The organism is Synechococcus sp. MIT S9503 (assembly GCF_047304175.1).
GTDB lineage: Bacteria > Cyanobacteriota > Cyanobacteriia > PCC-6307 > Cyanobiaceae > Synechococcus_C.
In genome coordinates this window covers 1,309,140-1,330,367 of record NZ_CP138955.1, presented here as the reverse complement: position 1 = coordinate 1,330,367, position 21,228 = coordinate 1,309,140, and the positions used below count along the sequence as shown (strand labels likewise).

Annotated in this window: 24 protein-coding genes; 14 read left to right on the top strand and 10 right to left on the bottom strand. The window is 59.8% G+C overall.

The genetic code is table 11. The features are described from left to right. Positions 1-20 precede the first annotated feature (20 nt). From SIB56_RS07595 to SIB56_RS07580, 4 genes are read left to right on the top strand one after another with little or no spacing between them, the layout of a single operon-like run. The gene (locus tag SIB56_RS07595) at positions 21-668 is read left to right on the top strand and encodes a hypothetical protein (RefSeq protein ID WP_413323377.1); all 648 of its coding nucleotides are present in this window, start codon (positions 21-23) and stop codon (positions 666-668) included. After that, a complete protein-coding gene (locus SIB56_RS07590; protein ID WP_413323376.1) occupies positions 668-1,306 on the top strand; it encodes a hypothetical protein in 639 nt (212 codons plus the stop codon). The genes SIB56_RS07595 and SIB56_RS07590 overlap by 1 nt, the downstream gene beginning before the upstream one ends. Then, complete coding sequence (larC, locus tag SIB56_RS07585; RefSeq protein WP_413323375.1) at positions 1,303-2,538, top strand: nickel pincer cofactor biosynthesis protein LarC; 1,236 nt, start codon at positions 1,303-1,305, stop codon at positions 2,536-2,538. The genes SIB56_RS07590 and larC overlap by 4 nt, the downstream gene beginning before the upstream one ends. Further along, positions 2,532-3,524, top strand: coding sequence for a lysylphosphatidylglycerol synthase domain-containing protein (locus tag SIB56_RS07580; protein WP_413327215.1), 993 nt, complete (start codon positions 2,532-2,534; stop codon positions 3,522-3,524). Before larC ends, SIB56_RS07580 begins: the two co-directional genes overlap by 7 nt. Here the strand turns inward: SIB56_RS07580 and SIB56_RS07575 are convergent. After that, complete coding sequence (locus SIB56_RS07575) at positions 3,479-4,309, bottom strand: cation diffusion facilitator family transporter (RefSeq protein WP_413327213.1); 831 nt, start codon at positions 4,307-4,309, stop codon at positions 3,479-3,481. The genes SIB56_RS07580 and SIB56_RS07575 overlap by 46 nt on opposite strands. 33 nt (positions 4,310-4,342) lie before the next feature. On the opposite strand from SIB56_RS07575, the gene SIB56_RS07570 reads away from it, so the two are divergent. Continuing rightward, positions 4,343-5,455, top strand: a complete 1,113-nt coding sequence (locus tag SIB56_RS07570) for an esterase-like activity of phytase family protein (protein WP_413323374.1) — start codon at positions 4,343-4,345, stop codon at positions 5,453-5,455. 9 nt (positions 5,456-5,464) lie between these two features. On the opposite strand, the gene SIB56_RS07565 is transcribed toward SIB56_RS07570, so the two are convergent. From SIB56_RS07565 to SIB56_RS07550, 4 genes are all read right to left on the bottom strand, one after another. Then, complete coding sequence (locus SIB56_RS07565; RefSeq protein ID WP_413323373.1) at positions 5,465-7,039, bottom strand: ABC transporter permease; 1,575 nt, start codon at positions 7,037-7,039, stop codon at positions 5,465-5,467. Positions 7,040-7,277: 238 nt separating this feature from the next. Next, a complete protein-coding gene (locus SIB56_RS07560; RefSeq protein ID WP_413323372.1) occupies positions 7,278-7,424 on the bottom strand; it encodes a hypothetical protein in 147 nt (48 codons plus the stop codon). A 28-nt stretch (positions 7,425-7,452) separates the two neighbouring features. Next, complete coding sequence (locus SIB56_RS07555; RefSeq protein WP_413323371.1) at positions 7,453-8,595, bottom strand: CobW family GTP-binding protein; 1,143 nt, start codon at positions 8,593-8,595, stop codon at positions 7,453-7,455. A gap of 38 nt (positions 8,596-8,633) precedes the next feature. Continuing rightward, positions 8,634-8,915, bottom strand: a complete 282-nt coding sequence (locus tag SIB56_RS07550) for a 4a-hydroxytetrahydrobiopterin dehydratase (RefSeq protein ID WP_413323370.1) — start codon at positions 8,913-8,915, stop codon at positions 8,634-8,636. 103 nt (positions 8,916-9,018) lie between these two features. Between SIB56_RS07550 and SIB56_RS07545 the strand changes: the two genes are divergently transcribed. The 5 genes from SIB56_RS07545 to SIB56_RS07525 all read left to right on the top strand — a co-directional run bounded on the left by SIB56_RS07545 (position 9,019) and on the right by SIB56_RS07525 (position 12,028). Next, positions 9,019-9,222: a hypothetical protein gene (locus SIB56_RS07545; RefSeq protein ID WP_413323369.1), complete on the top strand. Its 204-nt coding sequence runs from the start codon at positions 9,019-9,021 to the stop codon at positions 9,220-9,222. Positions 9,223-9,342: 120 nt separating this feature from the next. Then, positions 9,343-9,483 carry a hypothetical protein gene (locus SIB56_RS07540; protein ID WP_413323368.1) on the top strand — a complete coding sequence of 47 codons (141 nt, stop codon included), beginning with the start codon at positions 9,343-9,345 and terminating at the stop codon, positions 9,481-9,483. Continuing rightward, positions 9,449-9,766, top strand: a complete 318-nt coding sequence (locus SIB56_RS07535; RefSeq protein WP_413323367.1) for a hypothetical protein — start codon at positions 9,449-9,451, stop codon at positions 9,764-9,766. Before SIB56_RS07540 ends, SIB56_RS07535 begins: the two co-directional genes overlap by 35 nt. Positions 9,767-9,866: 100 nt before the next feature. Then, positions 9,867-11,399 (top strand): carboxypeptidase M32, encoded by a 1,533-nt coding sequence (locus SIB56_RS07530; protein ID WP_413323366.1) that lies wholly within the window; start codon positions 9,867-9,869, stop codon positions 11,397-11,399. Between the two features lie 41 nt (positions 11,400-11,440). After that, a complete protein-coding gene (locus SIB56_RS07525; protein ID WP_413323365.1) occupies positions 11,441-12,028 on the top strand; it encodes an inorganic diphosphatase in 588 nt (195 codons plus the stop codon). A 69-nt stretch (positions 12,029-12,097) separates the two neighbouring features. Here the strand turns inward: SIB56_RS07525 and SIB56_RS07520 are convergent, their stop codons facing one another. After that, positions 12,098-12,259 carry a hypothetical protein gene (locus SIB56_RS07520; RefSeq protein ID WP_413323364.1) on the bottom strand — a complete coding sequence of 54 codons (162 nt, stop codon included), beginning with the start codon at positions 12,257-12,259 and terminating at the stop codon, positions 12,098-12,100. A gap of 147 nt (positions 12,260-12,406) precedes the next feature. Between SIB56_RS07520 and SIB56_RS07515 the strand changes: the two genes are divergently transcribed. Next, a complete protein-coding gene (locus tag SIB56_RS07515; protein WP_413326972.1) occupies positions 12,407-12,949 on the top strand; it encodes a L,D-transpeptidase in 543 nt (180 codons plus the stop codon). On the opposite strand, the gene SIB56_RS07510 is transcribed toward SIB56_RS07515, so the two are convergent. After that, a complete protein-coding gene (locus SIB56_RS07510) occupies positions 12,939-13,571 on the bottom strand; it encodes a MarC family protein (protein WP_413326970.1) in 633 nt (210 codons plus the stop codon). The two genes, SIB56_RS07515 and SIB56_RS07510, sit on opposite strands and share 11 nt — an antisense overlap. A 2-nt stretch (positions 13,572-13,573) precedes the next feature. Continuing rightward, on the bottom strand, positions 13,574-14,527 hold the full coding sequence (gene hemC, locus SIB56_RS07505; RefSeq protein ID WP_413326968.1) for a hydroxymethylbilane synthase: 954 nt from the start codon (positions 14,525-14,527) through the stop codon (positions 13,574-13,576). 163 nt (positions 14,528-14,690) lie between these two features. On the opposite strand from hemC, the gene SIB56_RS07500 reads away from it, so the two are divergent. Continuing rightward, positions 14,691-15,143, top strand: a complete 453-nt coding sequence (locus SIB56_RS07500; protein ID WP_413326966.1) for a DUF6561 domain-containing protein — start codon at positions 14,691-14,693, stop codon at positions 15,141-15,143. Between the two features lie 551 nt (positions 15,144-15,694). Continuing rightward, positions 15,695-15,940 (top strand): hypothetical protein, encoded by a 246-nt coding sequence (locus SIB56_RS07495; RefSeq protein ID WP_413326964.1) that lies wholly within the window; start codon positions 15,695-15,697, stop codon positions 15,938-15,940. 168 nt (positions 15,941-16,108) lie between these two features. On the opposite strand, the gene rpoD is transcribed toward SIB56_RS07495, so the two are convergent. Next, positions 16,109-17,536 carry an RNA polymerase sigma factor RpoD gene (gene rpoD, locus SIB56_RS07490; protein ID WP_413326961.1) on the bottom strand — a complete coding sequence of 476 codons (1,428 nt, stop codon included), beginning with the start codon at positions 17,534-17,536 and terminating at the stop codon, positions 16,109-16,111. Between the two features lie 307 nt (positions 17,537-17,843). Here rpoD and priA point away from each other — a divergent pair, with 307 nt between their 5' ends. Next, complete coding sequence (gene priA, locus SIB56_RS07485; RefSeq protein ID WP_413326959.1) at positions 17,844-20,135, top strand: primosomal protein N'; 2,292 nt, start codon at positions 17,844-17,846, stop codon at positions 20,133-20,135. A 1-nt stretch (position 20,136) separates the two neighbouring features. Here priA and SIB56_RS07480 read toward each other — a convergent pair whose 3' ends face one another. After that, positions 20,137-21,228 (bottom strand): DUF3153 domain-containing protein, encoded by a 1,092-nt coding sequence (locus SIB56_RS07480; RefSeq protein ID WP_413326957.1) that lies wholly within the window; start codon positions 21,226-21,228, stop codon positions 20,137-20,139.

The following is a 21,228-nucleotide window of genomic DNA, read 5'->3' as shown; positions in this document are numbered from 1 at the left end:
GGTGGATGCCCCTGAAACTGATGCGCGACCATCCCATTCCCGCGGTCACCGAGCCGTTGCAGTACCGGGCGATCGGGGTCGTGCGCGGGATTTTCCGGCCGGAATCCGAAGAGCAGAGCACCCGTGGCCATCTGGTTGATGCCGAAGGACAGGAGATCGATGCTGTTGTTCTCGGCCGCATGCTCACACTGATGCGCCGCCATCTCGACATGGACAGGCCCCATCTCTGGGTGGTCTACCCGCGATGCAGGGAAGCAGGTCAGTTGCATCTCCAGATCGCCGGAATCTGGGAGCCCAGCACACTGTCGGCTTCAGATCCGGAGGAGCAGCCCGCGGATCCAGCCACGGATCGTTTGCCGGAAGGCGATGATTACTTCTCGATTAGAGGTGAGCTCATCTACACGAAGCCGGAAGCCTCTGAGGTTGTGGTCAAGGTGCGACAGCAGCCGCGAAACGACGGTTTCAGGCCTCTTCCCTTCAAGCTGCAGCTCAGCGGTGATGTCGAGCTTGCGCATCTGCGCCATTTTGTAAGCCTCGATGTGCGTCGCCAGGGACAGATGCTTCAGGTTCAGTCCGCCGATGTGATCGCACCGATGCCGACGCGTGGAGGAAAGGGGCGAAACGCTTCACGTCGTTCGGGGGACCGCGGTCGCCAGGGCAACAGCTGATGACCTCATCGCCCGTCTCCACCACCGCTGCAGGCCTGGCGGTGGCCGGTTGCACAGGCCTCGCTGTATTCGGCCCTCTGGTGGGTCTGTCGCCGGCCTGGATTGCACTTCTGGTGGGTGGCGGTTTGCTCGGACTGACCCTTGATGCCTCTCAGCTGGAGGGCATGGGTGGTCATCTGCTGGCGGAATCCCTGCCCGGTGGCAGGACGCGACTACGCCGGGTGGCTCGCCATGAGGCAGGACACTGGTTGGTTGCTCGGGAGGAGGAGATGACTGTGCGACGGGTTCTGGTGGGGACCCGTTCCTGTCTTGAGGCAGGGTTACGCAGCAACGGTGCAACCGAATTCGACCTCCCCGATCAGGTTCGTTTGCCGATGGAGGATCTGCGCCGCTGGAGCCGTGTTCTTCAGGCCGGGATGGTGGCAGAGACCCTGCTGGAGGGATCGGCTCGCGGAGGCGCGGATGATCGTGCCCTGCTGGGCAGAATCTGGGGGCTGTCAGGGCAGGATGTGGAAACCGCGCAACGGGAGCAGCGCCGCGCTCGACGCGAGGTGGAACAGTTTCTGAGGAAGCGTCTCGATGATCTGGACGTAGTCGCTGAAAGGCTTCTGGAGGGACTTGATCCGGAGGTGGCATGACGCCTGGCCTCGCCGCCTCCTTCGTGGTTGATTGTCCGACGGGCCTCGCAGGCGACATGTTGCTCGCCGCCTGTCTGGATCTGGGGGTTTCCCAGGAAGTGATCCACTCACCATTGCGGGTGCTGGGTTTTGAGAACGTCTATGCCCTTCGTGTCGAGGAGGCCCTCAACGGTGGCCTGCGCGGTCTGCGTCTCGAGGTGGAGGTGCGTGAAGAGCATCCGCCTCTTCGCCAGTGGGGGGAGTTGCGTCAAAGGATCCTCAACGCGTCTCTCTCTCCCACACTGCGCGACAAGGTGTTCGCGGTGTTCACCGCACTCGCTGAAGCCGAGGCAGCCGTTCACGGTATCGGTGCCGATCAGGTGCATTTCCATGAAGTCGGAGCCATCGACAGCCTGGTGGACGTGGTTGGAGTGTGTGCTGCCTTCGAGCACCTAAGACCTGGGACGCTCTGGTGTGTGCCGCCTCCGGCGGGTCGGGGCATGGTCTCCACGGCTCATGGTCGGTTGCCTGTTCCCGCTCCGGCAGTGCTCGAGCTGGCTCGACGGCATGGGGTCGAACTGCGTTGGGGTGATGACTGGCCTGAGGCAGAACTGACAACTCCGACAGGGCTGGCGCTGATGGCCGTTCTCGCTGATGGGTTCGCATGGCCTGAACATCTGGCTCCAGAGGCGATTGGAACAGGCCTCGGACAGCGGCGTCTGGATCGTCCGAACCTGCTGCGCTTGATCCGTCAGCGTCCGAGCGATTCCGCTGCATCCAGCCAGCCCCACTGGCAGGACCTGATCGTGCAGGAGGCCTGGATTGATGATGTCTCGGCTGAAGCGATTGCCTGGTTGATCCAGCAGCTGCGCGATGGAGGTGCCCTGGATGTGGCCTCCGCTCCTCTGCAGATGAAGAAGGGACGCCCGGGGACTGCGATCACGGCTCTTGTGCTGCCTGGCCAGGCTGCGGCCCTGCGTGAGGTCTGGTGGAGGGAGAGTCCAACGCTTGGGCTGCGAGAACGGCGTCAGGGCCGATGGGTGCTGCCGCGACGGCGAGGATCGCTCACCACTCCATGGGGAGATCTGGCTGCCAAGCAGACGTTGAAGCCGGATGGATCCCAGGCCGTCAAGCCAGAGCGGGATGCTCTTCAAAGAGTTGCCCGCAGTACCGGCCTTTCACCCGAGGTGATCTGGCAGCAGCTCTGTTCGGAGGGGCTTCGATTCAAGCCCGAACAGGAATGGACATGCTGAAGCGTTGTCGTGCTTTGTTGCCAGCCAAACTCCCCGGCGGCCTGAAGCTCTGGATAACCCTGCTCGCGCTTGGATTTGTCGGCTGGACACTGGCTGGCCATGCCTCAGGGCTGCGCTCCCTTGCGATCACAGCCCGCGGCTGGTGGTGGCTTGTTCTTGCTCTTGGACTCAGCTGGCTGAGCCTGATCGTGAATGCCGCCGCCTGGCAGGTGCTCTTGGGCTGGCTTGGGCATGGCCGAGGCCCAGTGCCTCTGATGCCGCTGTATCTGAGCAGCAATCTGCTCAAGTACCTCCCTGGCGGTGTCTGGCATTTTCTCCAGCGCATTCGGATCCTGGGCCACTCGATCGGCACGGGGCAGGCTCTGGTTTCGGTGTTGCTCGAACCCATGTTGATGGCGGTGGCCGCTCTGCTCTGGGTGCCCCTCGGCGGATGGCAGAGCGGTCTGGCATTGCTCGTGCCTCTGCCTGCGCTGCTTCTGCTTCCACGCTGGCGAGAGCCTCTGCTCTGCAGACTTGAACGCAGCCGTCTGAGGCAACTCAACCGGTCGGATCCTGATCTTGCCTCCCTTCCTCCCCTGGAACAGCTGGGCAGTGGTCGTGATGACTATCCCTGGACACCTCTGATGGCTGAGCTGGTGTTCGTCGCTTCACGCTTCTCGGGATTCTGGTGCTGTGTTGAGGTTTTCGGCCTTGCATCCGTGCTGCCGGTCGGCAGCTGGATGGCAGCCTTCGCCCTGGCATGGGCCATCGGGCTTGTTGTTCCCGCCGCTCCGGGGGGGCTGGGGGTCTTCGAAGCCGTGCTGCTTCTGCGGCTGGAAGGATCAGTTCCCGAGGCCGCACTGCTGGCCGTGGCACTCAGCTATCGCCTTGTGGTCACTCTTGCGGATCTGCTGGCCGCAGCCGGCGTGAAAATGGATCGCATCATCGCCCTGCGCCTGGATCAGCTGAGTGATTCTCCGCAGTCTTCGTCGGGTTCCTCCAGCTGAACCGTGCAGTGCTCGATGCCTTTGTGTCGCATCTGTTCGCGAACAGTGCTCAGCAGCTGCGGATCCTGATGGCTCAGGCCCGCGTCACGCTGCAGGTGAACAGTGAGGGCCACGCGCGTGCCACCGATCGACCAGATGTGCAGATGATGAACGCCCTGCACTCCCGGCATCGCCTGCAGATCAGCCAGAACGGCTGCGGGATCGATCCGGTGCGGCACCTCATCCATCAGTTCGGCCAGACCATCGCGCAGCAGCATGATCCCCAGCCATCCCACGCTCAGGCCGACTCCAAGACCTGTGAGGGGATCAATCCACGTCCAGCGGGTGATGTGGGTCACCAAGGCGCTCAGCAGCACCGCCGCTGAGACCGCTGCATCTCCGAGCAGGTGAAGAGCAGCAGCTCGGCGGTTCAGATCACCATGGTGTTCTGAACCGAACAAGCGTGCGGAGACCAGGTTCACGACAAGGCCAGCGCCTGCGGCGATGGCGACCGGCCATGCCACCACCAGCTCCGGTTGTCGGAACCGCTGGATGGACTCCACGCAGACCACGGCGGAGGCCATCAGGATCAGCACGGCGTTGGCGACGGCTGCCAGCTGGGTGGAGCGTCCGAAGCCATAACTGAACCGACCCTTGGCAGGTCTCTGGCTCAGGCTTTCAGCTCCCCAGCCCAGCAGGAGTCCCATCACGTCACCGACGTTGTGCAGGGCATCGCCGATGAGCGCGATCGATCCGAAGGCAATCCCAACGGCGATCTGCAAGCCGCTCAGGCTGGCATTGAGCAGAACCGTCCACCGGAATGCTTGTCGACTTTGGCCATGACCATGGTCGTGGCTGTGGCTGTGGCTGTGGCTGTGGTGATGATGTTCCAGTCGACTCTGGCCTCTAGAGACATGATGGTCTCAGCACTGCCGGCTTTGCCATCGTCTGCACAGGCTTTGCCCTGTCCCCTGTCCGCCGGATGGGAGCTGATTGAAAACGTCGAACTGTTCCACAAGGCACTGGATGGAGATCCTGTGGGTGGCTTCTCCGCGGTTGCGTATCAGCGAGATCAGGATCGTCTCTGGTTGCTCAGTGATGCGACGAGTGGCTATCTCGTGTCTGTCGAGGGTCTGGGCCGTTTGATCAAGGCTGAACAGAGCTCGCTTCAGGCAGGTCGACGACTGCTTTTGCTTGATCAGAGGGGTTCTCCCCTGCCCATGAACTTTGACGGTGAGGGTCTGGTGCTCGTCGGAGATCAGGCCTGGATCGTGAGTGAGGGGCGCCGCAGCCATGAAAGAAGAGCGAGGCTGCAACGCTTCAACCTTTCGGATGGACGCCTGGAGCGCAACGTTCCCATGCTTCAGGCCTGGCAGGAGGCAGAGGGGCAGGGTCTCGCATCCAACAAAGGACCAGAAGCACTCACGCAGATGCCCAATGGTGATCTGCTCATGGCAGCCGAGGCACCCTTGATTCAGGACAGGGCTCATCGCGGAAGGGACTGGGTCCGTTTCGCCCGTCTTCGGCCTGGTTCCGATCCTCGCCCTGAGCCGCTCGGCGGGGTTGAGATCGGACCGGAGGGCGCAGCGGCCAGGAAAAAGCTGGGCTTGACCGAACTGCTGGCTGTTGGGAACGATTCGCTTGTTCTCGCCCTGATGCGCAGCTTCGCGTTCCCACTTGGCTGGTCTGCCCATCTCAGGATTCTGCAGCTGCCGCAAGTCGATTCAGCCTCTGCTCCGCCGATTCAGCCCTTGCACAGCTGGGATCTGCTCGCCGATGGTCTGCCAGCAGCCAACTGGGAGGGCATGACATGGGGGCCGGCGATGAGCGATGGTCGAATCCCACTGCTGCTGGTGAGTGATGATGGTTTCAACCCTCTCAAGAGCAGCTGGCTCTCCGTTCTGGCACCGAGGCGTGGCCCTGATTGTGAGCCCGATCGTTTCAGCTTCTGAACCCGAGAACTACTCAGTATCTCGATCCAGTCGCGGCACCAGAGCGGATGACGCAACCAAACCGAGGACCAGGATCATCAGTGCAGGCCAGACCGCAGCGGCGAGTCGCTCATCACCGGCGTACTGAAAAACCCTCACTGCAAGCGTGTCGAAGTCGAAAGGTCGCAGCGCGAATGTGAGCGGCAGCTCCTTCACGGTGTCGACGAACACCAGCAAACTGCCTACAAGGATCGGGCCTCGTAGAAGCGGCAGATGAACCCGTTTGAGCACGGCCGGCCAACGCAAGCCCAGGCCTGTCGCTGCTTCGTCAAGACTGGGTGAGAGTCGCTCCAGCGCTGCATCGATTCCGCCCTTGTTCACCGCCAGGAAGCGATCGCTGTAGCCCCAGAGCAGAAGCAGGATTGGAGACAGTTGCCAGGGAGCTCCGATCACCAGCAGAGCCAGCGCCAGAACCGCCCCTGGAATGGCGTAGCCCATGCCCGCCAGAAAAGTCACACCTCTGAGCCATCTGGCACGACTCCAGCGTTTAGCGATGGCCAGCAACAGTGCCGCCAAACCTGCCAGCAGAGTCGCGGCCAGCGCCAGCCCCAGTGTGCGAAGGGTGAGTAACAGCAATTCGGGTGTGAGACCTGTGGCCAACTGCTGCCAGTTCATTCCGCCCCAAAACAGTGGAATGCCAAGCGTGAGCAGGGGTGGAACTGCAGCAAGTGCCTGGGCGGAGAGAGCCCGCCAGCCGTCCAGCTCCCATGCCGGTGACTCTCCACCGGCCACGCCTTCAGACCAGCGACGGCTGCGGCTGCGCAGTTTGCGTTCGCCGAACAGGAGGATCATCACGATGACAAGTGTGATCAGGGCAAGGCCCACAGCACCCGTGGGATTGCCCTCAATTCTCCAGGCCTCGATAATTCCAGCCGAAAGACTGGGAATGCCGAGAAGTTGCACGGCCCCATATTCATTCAGGACCTCCATACCCATGAGGGCAATGCCTGCACCGATCGCCGGCAGGGCCATCGGCAGTGCGATCCTGCGGAAACTGTTCCAAGGCCCCACACCCAGCGACCGGCATGCTTCCAGTTGTCGGCGCCCACAGATGGTGAAGCTTTCGGTGCTGAGAAGGAAAACATAGGGGTAGGTGGTCAGTGCCATCACAGCGATTCCCCATCCCATCCCGTTGATGATGAATCCCTGCAGACTGCCGATATCAACCAGAGTCGCCGCCAGTAGATAGGACGGATTGGCCAGGGGCAGCAGCTGGGCGATGCGCAGCCAGCGGCGGCCTGGGAAACGGCAGTTCGCCAGCAGCCAGCCGTTGGCGGTTCCGATCACCCCCCCCATCAGACTGGTGCCCAGAAGCAGCACGACCGTGCCGCGGATCTGGAGCAGACCGTCCGGCCTGAGGCTGGCATTGCCGCTGCTCACGCCGCTGAGTCCTTCTCCCAGCAGACCGATGACCGGAAGCAGAGCAAGGAACGCAATCGCAATCGCCCCTGCGACAAGCCAGAACCGACCGGAAAGCACCCGGCGTGTTTCGGCAAGAACTCCTCCCCGACGAGGGTCTTCAATCGAGAAACTGTCGCTTTTCACTCTCGAATCACCTGAAACAATCTGGGGTCAGCGGCTGTGAAGCCATGCGCTCGCGCTTGACTGCGGAAGATGCCAAGTTGCTCCACATTCGGAAAGAAGCAGGAGCTGCACTGGGGAGAGGCGGCAAAAACACGCAGAAGAAGCTTCTGCGAAGCGTATTCAATAACCTTGTTTGGTGCATTAAAAAACCCCGTCAAAGACGCGGTTTACAAGACTTCTGGGCGAAGTAGGGGAAGGATCAGCGATCGTTGCTGCGAACAGGGATCGGCACGAGAGCAGGCTCCATCAGGCCACCGCCACCGTTGTCATCATCGGAGTCAAGCAGAAGCCAGAAGGCAAGCGCAAGAGCCATCACTAGGCCACCTGCTGCGAGAACCTCAACCATGCTCCCTCCTCAATGTTCGATAGCCTAGTCATGTTTGCTGCATGCGGAGCGACTTCGCATCAGTTTTCTGATCAGCAGGGTTGGCAACGCAGTCCTGCAGCTGACTCCGCAGCGTGTCGTGGTCAAGTCCACGACCGATCAGTACCAGCTGGTTCTTGCGGGCCCCGTTCCAGTCGCTGTCATCGATTGAGAAGCGCTTGCCTGCAAGGTGGAAAACATGCCGTCGTTCGCTTTCCTTAAACCAGAGAATGCCTTTGGCCCGAAAGACGCTCTCGGGCAGATGGTTGTCGAGAAAGTTCTGAAACGCTCTCAGATCAAACGGGCTGCTGCTTGAGAAAGACAGTGACGTGAACCCCTCTATGGCCAGATGATCCGGGGATTCATCTTCATGGTCGTGGCTGTGCCCATGGTCGTGGCTGTGCCCATGGTCGTGGCTGTGCCCATGGTCGTGGCTGTGCCCATGGTCGTGGCTGTGCCCATGGTCGTGGCTGTGCCCATGGTCGTGGCTGTGCCCATGGTCGTGGCTATGGGCTTCATGCACCACCCGGTCGGATTCGAACAGACCCACGCTCAGCAGAAGCGGCAGCGGCACATCCCCCTTCACCGAGCGCAGGATGCGCGCATCCTTCTTCACGTCGCGTAACTGTTGTTCGACGTCATCCAGACGACCTTCATCGACAAGATCGGTCTTGTTGAGCATCAGGATGTCGCCGTAGATCACCTGTGAGCGCCCCACCTCGCTGGCAATGGCTTCGGAGCCGAAGTTTTCGGCATCGATCAAGGTGATGATCGAGTCGAGCCTTGTCAGATCACGCAGCTCACTGCCAAGGAATGTCATGGCAACGGGCAGGGGATCGGCCAGGCCCGTCGTCTCCACCACAAGGTATTCGACCGGTTTGGGTCTGTTGAGAATGCGATCAACGGCCTCAAGAAGCTCGCCGTTGATGGAGCAGCAGATGCATCCGTTGCTCAGCTCGACCATGTCTTCGCTGGTGCTCACCACCAACTCGTTGTCGATGCCGATCTCTCCGAACTCATTAACCAGCACAGCCGTTTTGAGCCCTTCCTGATTGCTCAGGATGTGATTCAGCAATGTCGTTTTACCCGCTCCGAGAAAGCCAGTGAGAATCGTCACCGGCACTGTGTCGGTTCGGTTCACGCCGGTTGTCATGAGAAATTCTTGAGCCTCGAGTTCATTCTGGCAGCGCTTCACTGAAGAGCATCAATGGCTTGCGCAAGCTCGGCGTCCAGATCGCTGAGTCCTTTCAGATCGTGGGTGGTCAGCTCAATCGTCACCAGGTTGTAGACATTGCTCCAGTTGGGATGGTGCTGCTTCGCCTCCGCCAGCAGCGCAACCCTGGTCATGAAAGCGAATGCCTCGCTGAAGTCCCTGAACTGCCACTGGCGTCTGAGTCGATCCCCTTCCACCTGCCATCGCGGCAGAGTGGTGCCGAGACTCTCTCGTTCCTGAGGGCTGAGCAGTGCTGCCATGAATCATCGTCCCTGAACTTCAGCCCTAGCCTGGGCCGCAAGTGGCGATTCCGGCCAGCACATGTTCAACAGAGTGGTCTGGCTTTCTTTGATCCTTCTTCCGATGGTCGGCGTTTCAGCTGTCCCTGTGAGAGCGCAGCGCATGGTGAAGAAGCTCACTGCCGAATGTCCGATGGGGTACATCGACATGTCAAACGGCAAATGCAGTGCTCTCGGACTGATGAGCTATACACTCCGCCCGGCTATTGAGGAGAACTGTCCATCCGGATGGAGCCCCATGGGTGGGGGCTATTGCCGCCGCAAATGAAATGGTTGGTCGAAATGAGACTGTTTCGACAATGTGTACCGAGCCTGTCGCATGCGTCACTGCAGAGGCAGGGGATAGTGCGTTCATGACATCCAGAGCTTGCGCAGGAGGGCATGGGGCATGACGGACATCGACTACCTGATCAGCCGATTTCATGAGCTGTTCCGACGCCAGGATGTGCAACGCCGGCTCAACCGGATGACCTATGAGCAGACGGATCGGGAGCATGACCCCTCCGAGGAGGATGAGCAGCCTCAGTGAATGGAGTGTCATCACCGACTCCGCCTGGGATGCTCCGATTCAATTAGAACAGCGACTCCGCCGGGTCCTTGAGGTCATGCGACTCCTGTATTTCGCCGCTCTCTTCGCTACGGCCACCTGGCTGATTGTTCTGATCTGGCGCAAGTTCGTCGCTGTGAGGCAGGTCAATGTGATTGTCGAATCGCCGGAAAGAACCGCACAGGTCAACGCCCTGGAGAGAGCCCTCCGTGCTGAAGGCGTGGATCCCGATTCCCGTGCGGACGAAGATCAGGAGCCGTCCTGAACGCTGATCGACAGCATTCCCTCTGAGCTGGTGATCGGCGCAGTTGGGTCTGTGCTCGGAAGTGCAAGCTGGTTAGGGTCGTTCAAGATCAATGAAGCCCATGGCAGCCGGGAAAACGGCTTGGGATCGTCTCGGCGCGCATCTTCACGAAACACAGGTTATGGATTCCATAACCAGAACTCTCTACTGGGATCAGAACACCCGAATGCCCAGTGGTGGTGCCGCCTGGCGGGGTGAGCAGCTGGCTCTTCTGGCCCGCCAGCTTCATGCACGTCAGAGTTCCGAGCGCTATGCGGAGCTGATCGCCGAGGCTCGCGAGGAGTGGCGAATTCGCTCGAAGGAGACTGACGAGGGCTCTGTTCTCAGCGGCCAGATGCGCAATCTCGATCTTCTGGAGCAGGATCTCAGGCGGCAACAGGCACTGGATCCTGACCTTGTCAGTGCGCTCGCCACGGCCAAATCCCAGGGTTATGACCTCTGGCAACAGGCTCGCAGAGCATCTGATTTCCCTCTGTTTGCGCCTGCTCTGCAGCGGATGGTGGAGTTGCGCCAGGAACAGGCCCGACAGCTGTCAGAACCGCGAAGCTGCTGGGAGACGCTGGCGCAGCCGTTCGAGCCGGATCTGACCCTTCAGCGGCTGCAGGACCTGTTTGCCCCTCTGCGCCGCCGCTTGCCTGAACTGATCGAGAAACTCAAGGGGACGTCCAGGCCGTCCTCCCTCAGCTGGGACCTTTCCGAGTCCTCGCAGCAGCAGCTCTGTGACCAGCTGCTCCGTGACTGGGGCCGCGACCGGGGCATCACCTGTGTGGCGGCTTCTCCCCATCCCTTCTCAATCACCCTCGGCCCCCGTGACTTCCGGATCACCACCCGCGTGGTGGCTGGTCAGCCACTTTCCTGTTTTCTTGCAACCGCGCATGAATGGGGACATTCGCTCTATGAGCAGGGGCTACCGACCGACACCCATCAGTGGTTCGCCTGGCCTCTCGGCCAGGCGACCTCCATGGCAGTGCATGAAAGCCAGTCGCTGTTCTGGGAGAACCGGGTGGCTCGCAGCCAGCCTTTCGCCGAACTGTGGTGGGAACGTTTTGCGGATGCGGGAGCACCTCTGAAGACACCGGCTGACCTCTGGAAGGCGATGAACCCGATGGCGCCCGGATGTAACCGGGTTGAGGCTGATGAACTCAGCTACGGACTTCATATTCTCGTGAGAACCGACCTCGAGCTGGCCCTGCTGGAACAGGGGCTGCCGGTCGAGGAACTGCCAGGAGAGTGGAACCGTCGCTACGGCGCACTACTTGGAGTCACCCCCAGTGATGATGCGGACGGTTGCCTGCAGGATGTGCACTGGAGTGAGGGCCTGTTTGGCTATTTCCCGTCTTATCTGCTCGGACATCTGATCAGCGCTCAGCTGAGCGAAGCAATGCAGTCAGAGATCGGATCTCCCGAGGAGCATGTCCGCCGTGGTGATCTGAGCGTCATGCTCTGCTGGCTGAGGGAGAAGGTCCACCCCATCGGCCGTGCACTCAACGCTGAGCAGCTGGTTGAGCAGGTGTCCGGTCAGCCCCTGTCCAGTGCTCCGTTCCTCAACTACCTCGAAGCCAAGTTGGAGCGTTTGTTCGCTGTGAGCGCCTGAGCCCGTGCCTCGTAGTATCACCGCTCCGATTGCCGTTCTTCATGGCCAACCTCGACCAGGCTCCGAGCCGCAGCATGCCGAACCTGCTGCATGTGCTGCCGGCCTTTGCTGACGAATCCGAGTTGCGTCTGAACACGATCGTGGAGCTGAACTCCAACACGATCAACAAGTATGAGCTGATCACCGAGACCGGGCACCTGAAGCTTGACCGGGTTGGTTACTCCTCTCTGGCCTATCCCTTCGCCTACGGCTGTATTCCCCGAACCTGGGATGAAGACGGAGACCCGCTCGACATCGAGATTGTCAATGTCACGGAGCCCCTGATTCCAGGCTCGATTGTTGAGGCTCGCATCATCGGCATCATGACCTTTGATGATGGCGGCGAAGTCGACGACAAGGTCATCGCCGTGCTGGCCGATGACAAGCGTATGGATCACATCAAGAGTTTCGAGGATCTTGGTGAGCACTGGAAAAAGGAAACCACCTATTACTGGGAGCACTACAAGGATCTGAAGAAACCAGGAACCTGCACCGTGAACGGTTTCTTCGGAACCGACAAAGCCATTGAGATCATCAAGAGCTGCGAGGCTCGTTACACGAGCGAGATTGACCCCAAGCTGGTTGATTGAACCAAGCACCGCCCTGATCCAGTGGCGATGAAGCTCGTACCCATCAGGTGCTGAGCAGAACCATGCAACTCACCAGGCCAGGGGCTTGCATGGTTCTGTTCTACGGATTCCGGGCTCGGTTGCCTCACTCCGCTGCGCCTGTTTGCTCCCTGGACGGAACAGGCCGGCATCGGTCGTGAGCGGAATGATCTCCAGAACCTTCACAACGCTCGACTGAAGCTGCTGCGGCATGGAGTCATCCGCTGGAATGCTTTGTGCAGCAAGGGCTTGACGGCTTTCGCCGTGCACCTAAGAGGTTTCTTCAGAAAGTCCTCCACTGGTGTGCGGTTTTTACTCTGGCCAATGGATACGTTGAGACCAGTGAGTCTTGACTGTCTGATGGTGCGTCTCGGTTGCGTCGCTTTTGCTCCTCTTGCTGCGGTGGGGGCGATCTCTCTGGTCATGGCTGGTCCGATGCCTGCAGCGGAATCCTCCGAGCTGCAGTCACCACAGCTCGCATCCGCAAGCATTCAGTCGGCTGGGGAAGCAACCAGCATTCACCTTGATCTCAGGCAGCGACGCATCAGCGTCATCCGCAACGGTCAGTCCATCGGGCGCTGGCCGGTTGCCATTGGCGACCCCAAGACTCCAACGCCGACCGGTGTGTTCCGCGTTGAAACCAAGTTGGTCAACCCTCAGTACGAAAGCACCAAGTCTGGTCGGGTTCATCCCGTGACAGGGCTCAAGAGCCCGCTGGGGCATCGCTGGATCGGTTTTCTTCAGCAGGGACCAGATCAGTTCGGAATCCACGGCACACCCTGGCCGCACTGGGTGAAGATCCGTGCAGCGGTATCCAACGGCTGCGTACGCATGCTCAATGCCCATGTTCAGAAGCTCTATGAACTCGTGGAGGTGGGCACCCCGGTGAGAATCACCCAGTGAGACCGATACTCCTCAGCACAGGAAAGGCTTCACTCAGGCCGGACAGCAGCATCTGAACCGCAATGGCGGTGAGCAGAAGCCCCATGATTTTCGTGAGCACCTGCAGTGCGGATTGACTGATTTTGGATGAAAGCATTTCGCCGGCATTGAAAATCAGATAAACGAGTGCAGTCATGACAAGCACCACAAGGCTCAGGCCCAGCTTTCCGCTCAAGTTTTCTGCGCTGGGATCTGCAATGACAACTGTGAGAGTGCCGGGACCTGCCAGCAGAGGAATGCCCAGAGGCACGATCCCCTTGATTGCGGAGTTCTGATCGCGTTCCACGGACTTTGGGTCATGGTGAATACTCGACGCCTCCGAGCGCAGCATCGAAAGTCCGATCAGCACCACGATCAATCCTCCAGCCACCTGGAATGCTGGTCGGCTGATTCCAAAGAAGCCCAGCAGATCGCTGCCCAGCCAGGTGGCGAGGAGCAGAGCGATGAGCATGGTGACAGAGCTGCTCCGAGCAATCGCCCGGTCCTGACGCTTGTTGCCATTGGTGAATGACAAATAGATGGGCAGATTGCCGATCGGGTTGGAAATCGTGAAAATTCCAACCGCCGTGTGCAGAAGTGACATGGTCAGGCTTCGGGACGAACCGAGGCGAAAATCTCCTGAAGGATCTCGCCCGCACCGCGGGATTTCAACTCTGATGCCAGTTTCAGGCCCACGTCCTCAGGATTGCTCAGGGGGCCGCGGTGCTCATCGCGGATCAGTCGCTTGCCATCGAGACTGGCGACCATTCCTGTGAGAACCAGCTCATGACCGTCGATGCGGCTGTTAACTCCAATGGGGACCTGGCAACCGCCTTCAAGCTCCCGGAGAAAGGCCCGTTCCGCTAGGCAACGTCCCGCCGTTGGGGCATGTTCGAGCACCTGAATGATGTTGAGCACGTCCTGATTGCCACTCACGCATTCGATTCCGAGAGCTCCCTGCCCGACGGCGTGAAGTGAGATGTGGCCAGGAATAATCTGATGAATTCGATCACCAAACCCAAGCCTGGTGAGGCCAGCAGCCGCAAGAATCAGGCAGTCGTAGCCGCCGGCATCCAGTTTTTCCAGACGTGTGATCACGTTGCCGCGCACGTCCTTGAACTGGAGATGGGGGAAATGGTGGCGCAGCTGGGCGAGTCGTCGTAGCGAGCTGGTTCCGACGACCGATCCTTCAGGGAGTGTTTCCAGCGTGTGATCAGCGTTTTTACTGTTGACCACCAGTGCATCCGCAGGATCTTCCCGTTCGGTGATGCAACCGAGCATCAGGCCCTCGGGCAGGTTGGTGGGCAGATCCTTGAGTGAGTGCACGGCGATCTCTGCTCGACCGACCAGCATCTGGGCTTCCAGTTCCTTTGTGAACAGACCTTTGTCGCCAATCTTTGCCAGGGCCACGTCGAGAATCTTGTCTCCCTGAGTGGCCATGGCCTCCACGGAGATGGCCAGTCCTGGATGCGCTGTCTCCAGCTCGGCTTTCACCCAGTTGGTCTGCACCATGGCCAGCTGGCTGCGGCGGGAGGCGATGCGCAGTTGCTCGAGAGCCATGGGCACGGAGAATGAGCCACTCAGCCTACGGAGTCAAAGGCCCTGTTCCGATCAAGTTTTCACAGAATGCAGGCCGTGCTCGGTTCTCTGCTCCGCTGTGCAGGGGGGCTGTTCACTCTTCGAAGCGGACAGCTTTACGATCTAAACCTCAGTGAGCGTCGCAATGCCTGGTCCTGTGGTCAACGGGGTGAAGTTGAGCCATTCATCCAGCGGCTCGTCTCTTACGCATGCGGATGAATCCGCACCGTTTCTGCCACTGTTAAGCGAAGGATCAATCCGGCTGGTTCTGCTCACCAGTGGTGTGACACTGGTTGCGCGTCTCAGGCAGACCACGGATTCGGATGGCGAGCGCGCTTACCAGTTGATCAGACCTCTTCGGCTGGACAAGCAGGACGAGGCTGGTCCCTGGTCACTTCATCCTTACTTGTCCGGGCTGACGCCTCAGCGCAATGTCGTGATGCTTAAGGCGGCCGTTGCAGCGCTGTTGGAGCCGGAAGCCCGCATTCTCCAGGCTTATACCCGCTTCACCAATCAGGAATGCCCTCCTTCGGAAACACCAGTGGAACGGTTGAAGAAAGCATTCCAGGAATTCACAGACAGCATCGAGTCAACCTGAATACTCTGATCAAGACATCGAAATCGGTCTGGACCCAGTTGATTGATTGCCTTTTGGGCAAGAATGAAAAACTGATGGCATCGGGATGCCTTTTTTTTTGATCCAATGACAGCACGATCCTGACATCGCTCCTTTCAGAGGAGAACGAACCAAGGATGCTGGAAACGTTATTGTTCTGAGATCAGACCGAGTATCGCGAAGATGTTTGGAAGTCTGCCTTGCTGAGCTGCCAAGCTTTTCAAGCCTAATTGAACAGTTGAAAATTCTTGATCGCTTTGTGGCTTTCGCCAGTCAATAACTAATCTGCTCAGGTACCAGAGTTCGCATTGCCAATCAATGCCTATTCAGTCAATCTACAATGAACCCAAAAGATGGTCGTGATGGAACTGCCTAAATTTTTCGACTGGAGAGGTGAATTCGGCAGGCTTGATTATTTAAAAGAGATACTCAGGCGATTGCTGGTAGTTCTAGTGATATTTGGTCTTAATATCAGTTTGTGCTTTTTGGCGGGCTTGGATGTCACCTAGGAGAACTGGGACGACAATCTCTCCTTGACGACGATTTCTTCGTTTGTGCTTATGGTTCCTGTCGATATTCGACGGCTTAATGATATTGGCCTCAGGCCTTGGTGGTTAGTGCCGGTTTACATTCTTAGTCAGCTGCCGGTGCCTCCTGATCAGTCACCACAGATGGGCGTATACGTGTTGCTGGTTTTAGTGCCTTTGTTTCTGTGGGGCTTATTTGTTTTATTCAAGCCTGGAAAGACACTGAGAGAAGCTCATCGAAATCAGGGGTGATTTCATTGTTCTGACGTCGATCAATGGAGCTTTGTAACGCTGTTTTATTTCAGCTCCTGACAAATTGCCGCGTTTGTTTCTCCATGATCAGCCAACATTCAGTCAGCAAAAATCCCCGGATTCCCTGCTCAGATGGGGATTCCGGGGCCTTTGGATCAACAGACATGATTACTTGATGTATTCCTTCAGAACCCCGTTGCGGTTGGGGTGCCGCAGCTTCCGCAGGGCTTTGGCTTCGATCTGACGAATCCGCTCACGGGTGACGTCGAAGATCTGGCCGATTTCCTCGAGTGTTTTCATGCGTCCGTCGTCGAGGCCATAGCGGAGACGGAGCACATCGCGCTCCCTCGGGCTGAGGGTGGCGAGCACGCCTTCGAGATCCTCACGCAGAAGATTCTTGGCTACGTCCTGTTCGGGGTTTTCAATGTCGGCTTCGATGAAGTCCCCGAGCCGGGAATCCTCCTCCTTGCCGATCGGAGTCTCTAGAGAAATCGGCAGCTGGGCGCTCTTGGCGATGAAGCGGAGCTTTTCGATGGTCATCTCCATGGATTCCGCAATCTCCTCTTCGGTCGGTTTGCGACCGAACTCCTGACTGAGCACCTTGGTGGTCTTCTTGATGCGGGAGATCGTCTCGTAGAGGTGAACAGGAAGACGAATGGTTCGACTCTGATCCGCGATGGCCCGTGTGATGGCCTGGCGGATCCACCATGTGGCGTAGGTGGAGAACTTGTAACCCTTTTCGTGGTCGAATTTCTCGGCGGCGCGAATCAGGCCGAGGCTGCCTTCCTGGATCAGATCCTGGAAGCTCAGGCCCCGGTTCATGTATTTCTTGGCGATCGACACCACCAGCCGCAGATTCGACTGAACCATTTTTTCCTTGGCCCTGCGGCCGAGCATCAGTCGACGCCGGAAGCGGATCAGCGGCATCTCAACCAGAGCAGCCCATTCCTTGTTATCGGGTTCACGGCCGTTGTCGCTCTCAAACTGGGCAGCCAGCTCCTCGAGGTAGAGAAGGTCGGCGATTTTTCTTGCCAGTTCGATTTCCTCGTCAGGGCGCAGCAGGCGGATACGGCCGATCTCCTGCAGATAGACCCTGATGGAATCCTCGGTGTAAACCCCCTTGGGTCCGACCTTGATGCTGGCAAGAACCTTCGCCTTGGCGTCAGCTTTGGCCTTCTCCTCCTTGCCTGCAGTGGTTTTTCCTCCCGCTGCTGACTTGCCCGCGGCCTTGGCCAGCAACTGATCAGCTGCCGCATCGAGATCAGCGGGCTTCGCGGCAGCCGACGTCTTGGCCCGGCTGGAAGCAGCGGAAGCTTTCGTGCTTTTGCCTGCTTTGGTTGTTTTGGTGTCTGATGCGCTCTTGGTGGCACTGCTCTTTGCCGCCGGTTTCGCCTTCGCAGCGGCTTTGCTGACCTTGGGCTTCGCCGTTGAGCTCTTCGCGGCTGAAGATTTCGATGCCGGTTTGGCTGTCTTGCTCACACCCTTGGCCAGTCCCTTGGAATCCGCCAGCATCACAATGGACGGTGCTGCCTTGGATGAAGCCGCCTTGGATGAGGCAGCCTTGGGCTGGGCTGACTTGCTCGCAGCAGGACTCATGAGGATCGGGATGGTGAGGGTGTACGGAATTAACTCAGTCAACTGGAACGCAACCAAGCTCGGCCTGGCGGCGCATCACCGGGATCGGATCTCCCATAAACAAGGATGCAGCCGATTCAGATCGGTGATCGTGATTCGATTGGTGGGCTCTGGTCAGGGGCAGGGCTGTCAGGGGCGTTCGCAGACCGGTCGGCCGTCGGGATAAACCCTGGCTCGAGCTTCGTGTCTTCCCACTGGACGGAACTCTGCTCTGTTCCGACAACAGCTTTTGAGCTGTCCAACATCTGTATCTTAAGAAAAACATGTGATGTCGGCAACCCCCGTCGATCCATCCTCCAGCTCCACTGCAGTGCAGTCGGTTTCAGAGGTCGATGTCTGGCTGGAGGCCGGTCGGGATGGGCGGACTTTCAGTTATTGCGACAGCCGTAGTCTCGGAGTGGGACTTGGGGATCTTGTTGCGGTCCGTCTGCGAGGACGTCGATTGCATGGGCTGGTGACGGCGTGCAGGCCGATCCAGTCAGAGGTGAAAGCCTCTGTCAGCAGTGCCGTTGAGCTCAGCCCCGTTGAAGAGCTGGTGCAGCGAGCTGCAGTGGATCCATCCTGGCGGTCGTGGCTCGATGCCATGGCGACACGTTGCCACACCAGTTCCTTCCGCATGCTCAAGGCGGCATTGCCACCGGGATGGCTGGGCCAGCGGCCGAGCGCGGTGTCCTCCGTGCGACGGCTCTGGTGGGTTGAGCGCTGTGAATCTTCCGGACCCTCCGCGATGCCGAAAGCCCCAAGGCAACGCCAGATGCTGGAAGAGCTTGAACGCAGAGGCGGAGGAGCCTGGCAACGCGTTCTGCTTTCCCAGGGCTTCCAATCAGGCACCATCCAGAGCCTTGAGGCCAAGGGGTTGATCCGGCGGCAAAAGAAACCGGAGTCTGAACTCAGGAGAACGGGAGCTGCGCATGTTTCCGCCACTGTGCTGGAGTCACCGCGCCTACTCACTGACGAGCAGCAGTCGGTGATCACTCTTTTTCGGTCCATTCCTGAGGGCGGGGGACTGCTGCTCTGGGGTATCACTGGGTCTGGCAAGACCGAGGTCTATCTGCAGCTGGCAGCGTCCGAACTTGAAGCCGGCCGTCATGTTCTGTTGCTCACGCCGGAGATCGGCCTCATCCCTCAGCTGGTGGATCGTTGCCGCCAGCGATTTGGAGCGCAGGTGCTGGAGTATCACAGCGGTTGCACAGCCAGCGAGCGTGTTCGCGCCTGGCGCCGCTGTCTGGAGAGCGACGAGGCGGTTGTGGTGGTGGGCACGCGGTCCTCGGTGTTTCTGCCGCTGCGTCCGCTGGGTCTGGTGGTGCTGGATGAGGAGCATGACAACTCCTACAAACAGGACTCGCCGATGCCCTGTTATCACGCAAGGGAGATGGCAGCGGAGCGGGTGAGGCTGCAGGGCGGCCGTCTTCTGCTGGGCAGCGCCACACCGTCGCTTGAGAGCTGGAGTCGTCTGCAGCCCCACGGCCCGCTGGTTCTTGCCCGGCTGCGCTCGCGGATTTCCAGTCAGCCACTGCCCCCCGTGCGGATCATCGACATGCGCCATGAGCTGGCTGAGGGCAACAAACGCCTGATCAGCCGTGCTCTGATGGATCGTCTGGCACAGCTGCCTGAGAAGGGCGAACAGGCGGTTGTGCTGGTGCCAAGGCGCGGATACAGCACCTTTCTGAGCTGTCGCAGTTGCGGAGAGGTGGTGATGTGTCCCCATTGCGACGTTCCTCTAACCGTTCACGGCAACCGCGGCTCCCAGCAGTGGCTTCGCTGCCACTGGTGTGATCATCGAGCGCCCATAACGCCGTCCTGCCTGTCCTGCGGGTCTCTGGCGTTCAAGCCTTTCGGAGCCGGCACACAGCGGGTGCTGGAGCGGCTGGCAGAGGAACTCGGTGATCTGCGCCTGCTGCGCTTCGACCGGGACACCACGGGAGGTCGGGATGGTCACCGCAGGCTGCTGGCCCAGTTCGCCGATGGTGAGGCCGATGTGCTTGTCGGGACCCAGATGCTCGCCAAGGGGATGGACCTGCCGCGAGTGACTCTGGCAGCGGTGCTTGCCGCCGATGGCCTGCTGCATCGGCCTGATCTGAGAGCTGGAGAACAGTGTCTGCAGCTTCTGCTCCAGCTCGCGGGTCGAGCCGGGCGAGCGGAAAAACCAGGAGAGGTGCTGGTCCAGACCTACAGCCCGGACCATCCGGTGATCCGTCATCTGGTTGATGGTCGTTACGAACGCTTTCTGGAGGAGGAATCGGTTCTGCGTCGTGAGGCAGGCCTTGTGCCTTTCGCGCGGGCCTGTCTGCTTCGTCTTTCGGGTCAGTCAGCCAGCGACACCGCAACTGCAGGAACCCTTCTGGCTGAAAGGATTCGCGCAGGCTGCACCGCCGCAGGCTGGCAGTTGCTCGGCCCTGCACCGGCGCCGGTCGCTCGGGTGGCGGGACGCAGCCGCTGGCAACTGCTTCTGCATGGCCCCAAGGACACTGAGATTCCTCTGCCTGCCGGCACCAGGCTCTGGGAAGGTCTCCCCAAAGACGTTTCCCTTGCTGTTGACCCGGATCCCCTGCAGCTTTGAATCATGAGGGCAGTTCGGGGTAGCCGTAGCCGAGGCGAACACGCACTGACTGGAGCAGGAAGCTCAGCAACAGCAACAGGCCTATCAGCACACTGCCCAGGCCGAGAGGACTCCACTGCCAGCGCCGGATCTGCAACGTGTTGATGGTTCCGCTTTCGAGTGTCCAGAGCAGACCATTCCCCTTCAAGCGCCCCGTCATGGGACTGCTGTTCACCTGTTTGAGATCACGCACGGGTGTGATGCTGATCTGCAGATCACCGGCTGGGAATTCCGCGAGAGGCGAGAGGTCGAGCCGCAGGTTCAGTTGCTGCTGCACCCCGATCAGCCAGTTCCTTTCCACGACCGACAGATCCGGGGTGGGAAGGTTCAGGCCGGCGCTGCGTCCCGCCAGCTCCACACTGCTGCGCAGCAATGTGGCGGCCCGCTCAGCTCCAACGGTCGGACTGACCAGGTTCAAAGAACCTTCTCGGCTCTGATTCACCGTCCAGCCCAGACCTTCCTGTCGCAGCGCCTTCGCGAAGTTCTGCTGCCAGGGAAGACTGTGGCCACTGAGACTGTTGATCCGCCAGTCCAACGTCAGGCGATCCGGACCGGCCAGGTCAATTCCTGCACTCACGCGCACGCAGCCGCTGAGCAGCAGGGTCAGTCCAAGCAGAACCGCTAGCACCAGTGCCGCGAACCCCGCTGATGGTGCCTGAGTTGGGCCCGTCGGTGGTGGCGGTGGTGGCGGTGGTCGACGTCTGCGGCGGCCAGTCACGGTACCTTTCCCGACACGGGGAGTCATGTCGAGTGTCGGCAGCTGCATCGACCAGCGCGCCGGACGCTCGAGGCTCGGAGCCTCAAGCACACTCAGCAGCTGACGGGCCCGGTTGCGCAGATCAGGGTCCTTGCAGCGTGTGAGCAGACGACAGGTGGAAATCGCCTTGCGCTCCTCGCCCTGCCCCATCCAGGCCGTCACCATCACCATCCGGATGGCCGCCCCCTCGGGCTCCGTGATCGGGCTGGCTTCGGCGAGGGGCTCCAGAAGGCGCAGACACAAGCCGTAATCACCACGTTCAAGTGCCCGCTCGGCTGCCGATAGCCCAGTGCTCAT

Excerpts from the sequence above, each read along its gene's own strand:
- SIB56_RS07590 (WP_413323376.1), top strand. The coding sequence starts at position 668 with ATGACCTCATCGCCCGTCTCCACCACCGCTGCAGGCCTGGCGGTGGCC.
- larC (WP_413323375.1), top strand. The coding sequence starts at position 1,303 with ATGACGCCTGGCCTCGCCGCCTCCTTCGTGGTTGATTGTCCGACGGGC.
- rpoD (WP_413326961.1), bottom strand. The coding sequence starts at position 17,536 with ATGAGTCCTGCTGCGAGCAAGTCAGCCCAGCCCAAGGCTGCCTCATCC.
- SIB56_RS07535 (WP_413323367.1), top strand. The coding sequence starts at position 9,449 with ATGACCCCTCCGAGGAGGATGAGCAGCCTCAGTGAATGGAGTGTCATC.
- SIB56_RS07570 (WP_413323374.1), top strand. The coding sequence starts at position 4,343 with ATGACCATGGTCGTGGCTGTGGCTGTGGCTGTGGCTGTGGTGATGATG.
- SIB56_RS07515 (WP_413326972.1), top strand. The coding sequence starts at position 12,407 with ATGGTGCGTCTCGGTTGCGTCGCTTTTGCTCCTCTTGCTGCGGTGGGG.
- SIB56_RS07500 (WP_413326966.1), top strand. The coding sequence starts at position 14,691 with ATGCCTGGTCCTGTGGTCAACGGGGTGAAGTTGAGCCATTCATCCAGC.
- SIB56_RS07480 (WP_413326957.1), bottom strand. The coding sequence starts at position 21,228 with ATGAGCACTGGGCTATCGGCAGCCGAGCGGGCACTTGAACGTGGTGAT.
- SIB56_RS07550 (WP_413323370.1), bottom strand. The coding sequence starts at position 8,915 with ATGGCAGCACTGCTCAGCCCTCAGGAACGAGAGAGTCTCGGCACCACT.
- priA (WP_413326959.1), top strand. The coding sequence starts at position 17,844 with ATGTCGGCAACCCCCGTCGATCCATCCTCCAGCTCCACTGCAGTGCAG.
- hemC (WP_413326968.1), bottom strand. The coding sequence starts at position 14,527 with ATGGCTCTCGAGCAACTGCGCATCGCCTCCCGCCGCAGCCAGCTGGCC.
- SIB56_RS07530 (WP_413323366.1), top strand. The coding sequence starts at position 9,867 with ATGGCAGCCGGGAAAACGGCTTGGGATCGTCTCGGCGCGCATCTTCAC.
- SIB56_RS07580 (WP_413327215.1), top strand. The coding sequence starts at position 2,532 with ATGCTGAAGCGTTGTCGTGCTTTGTTGCCAGCCAAACTCCCCGGCGGC.
- SIB56_RS07595 (WP_413323377.1), top strand. The coding sequence starts at position 21 with ATGCGCGACCATCCCATTCCCGCGGTCACCGAGCCGTTGCAGTACCGG.
- SIB56_RS07520 (WP_413323364.1), bottom strand. The coding sequence starts at position 12,259 with ATGCCGCAGCAGCTTCAGTCGAGCGTTGTGAAGGTTCTGGAGATCATT.
- SIB56_RS07525 (WP_413323365.1), top strand. The coding sequence starts at position 11,441 with ATGGCCAACCTCGACCAGGCTCCGAGCCGCAGCATGCCGAACCTGCTG.
- SIB56_RS07555 (WP_413323371.1), bottom strand. The coding sequence starts at position 8,595 with ATGACAACCGGCGTGAACCGAACCGACACAGTGCCGGTGACGATTCTC.
- SIB56_RS07560 (WP_413323372.1), bottom strand. The coding sequence starts at position 7,424 with ATGGTTGAGGTTCTCGCAGCAGGTGGCCTAGTGATGGCTCTTGCGCTT.
- SIB56_RS07540 (WP_413323368.1), top strand. The coding sequence starts at position 9,343 with ATGACGGACATCGACTACCTGATCAGCCGATTTCATGAGCTGTTCCGA.
- SIB56_RS07510 (WP_413326970.1), bottom strand. The coding sequence starts at position 13,571 with ATGTCACTTCTGCACACGGCGGTTGGAATTTTCACGATTTCCAACCCG.
- SIB56_RS07545 (WP_413323369.1), top strand. The coding sequence starts at position 9,019 with ATGGTCGGCGTTTCAGCTGTCCCTGTGAGAGCGCAGCGCATGGTGAAG.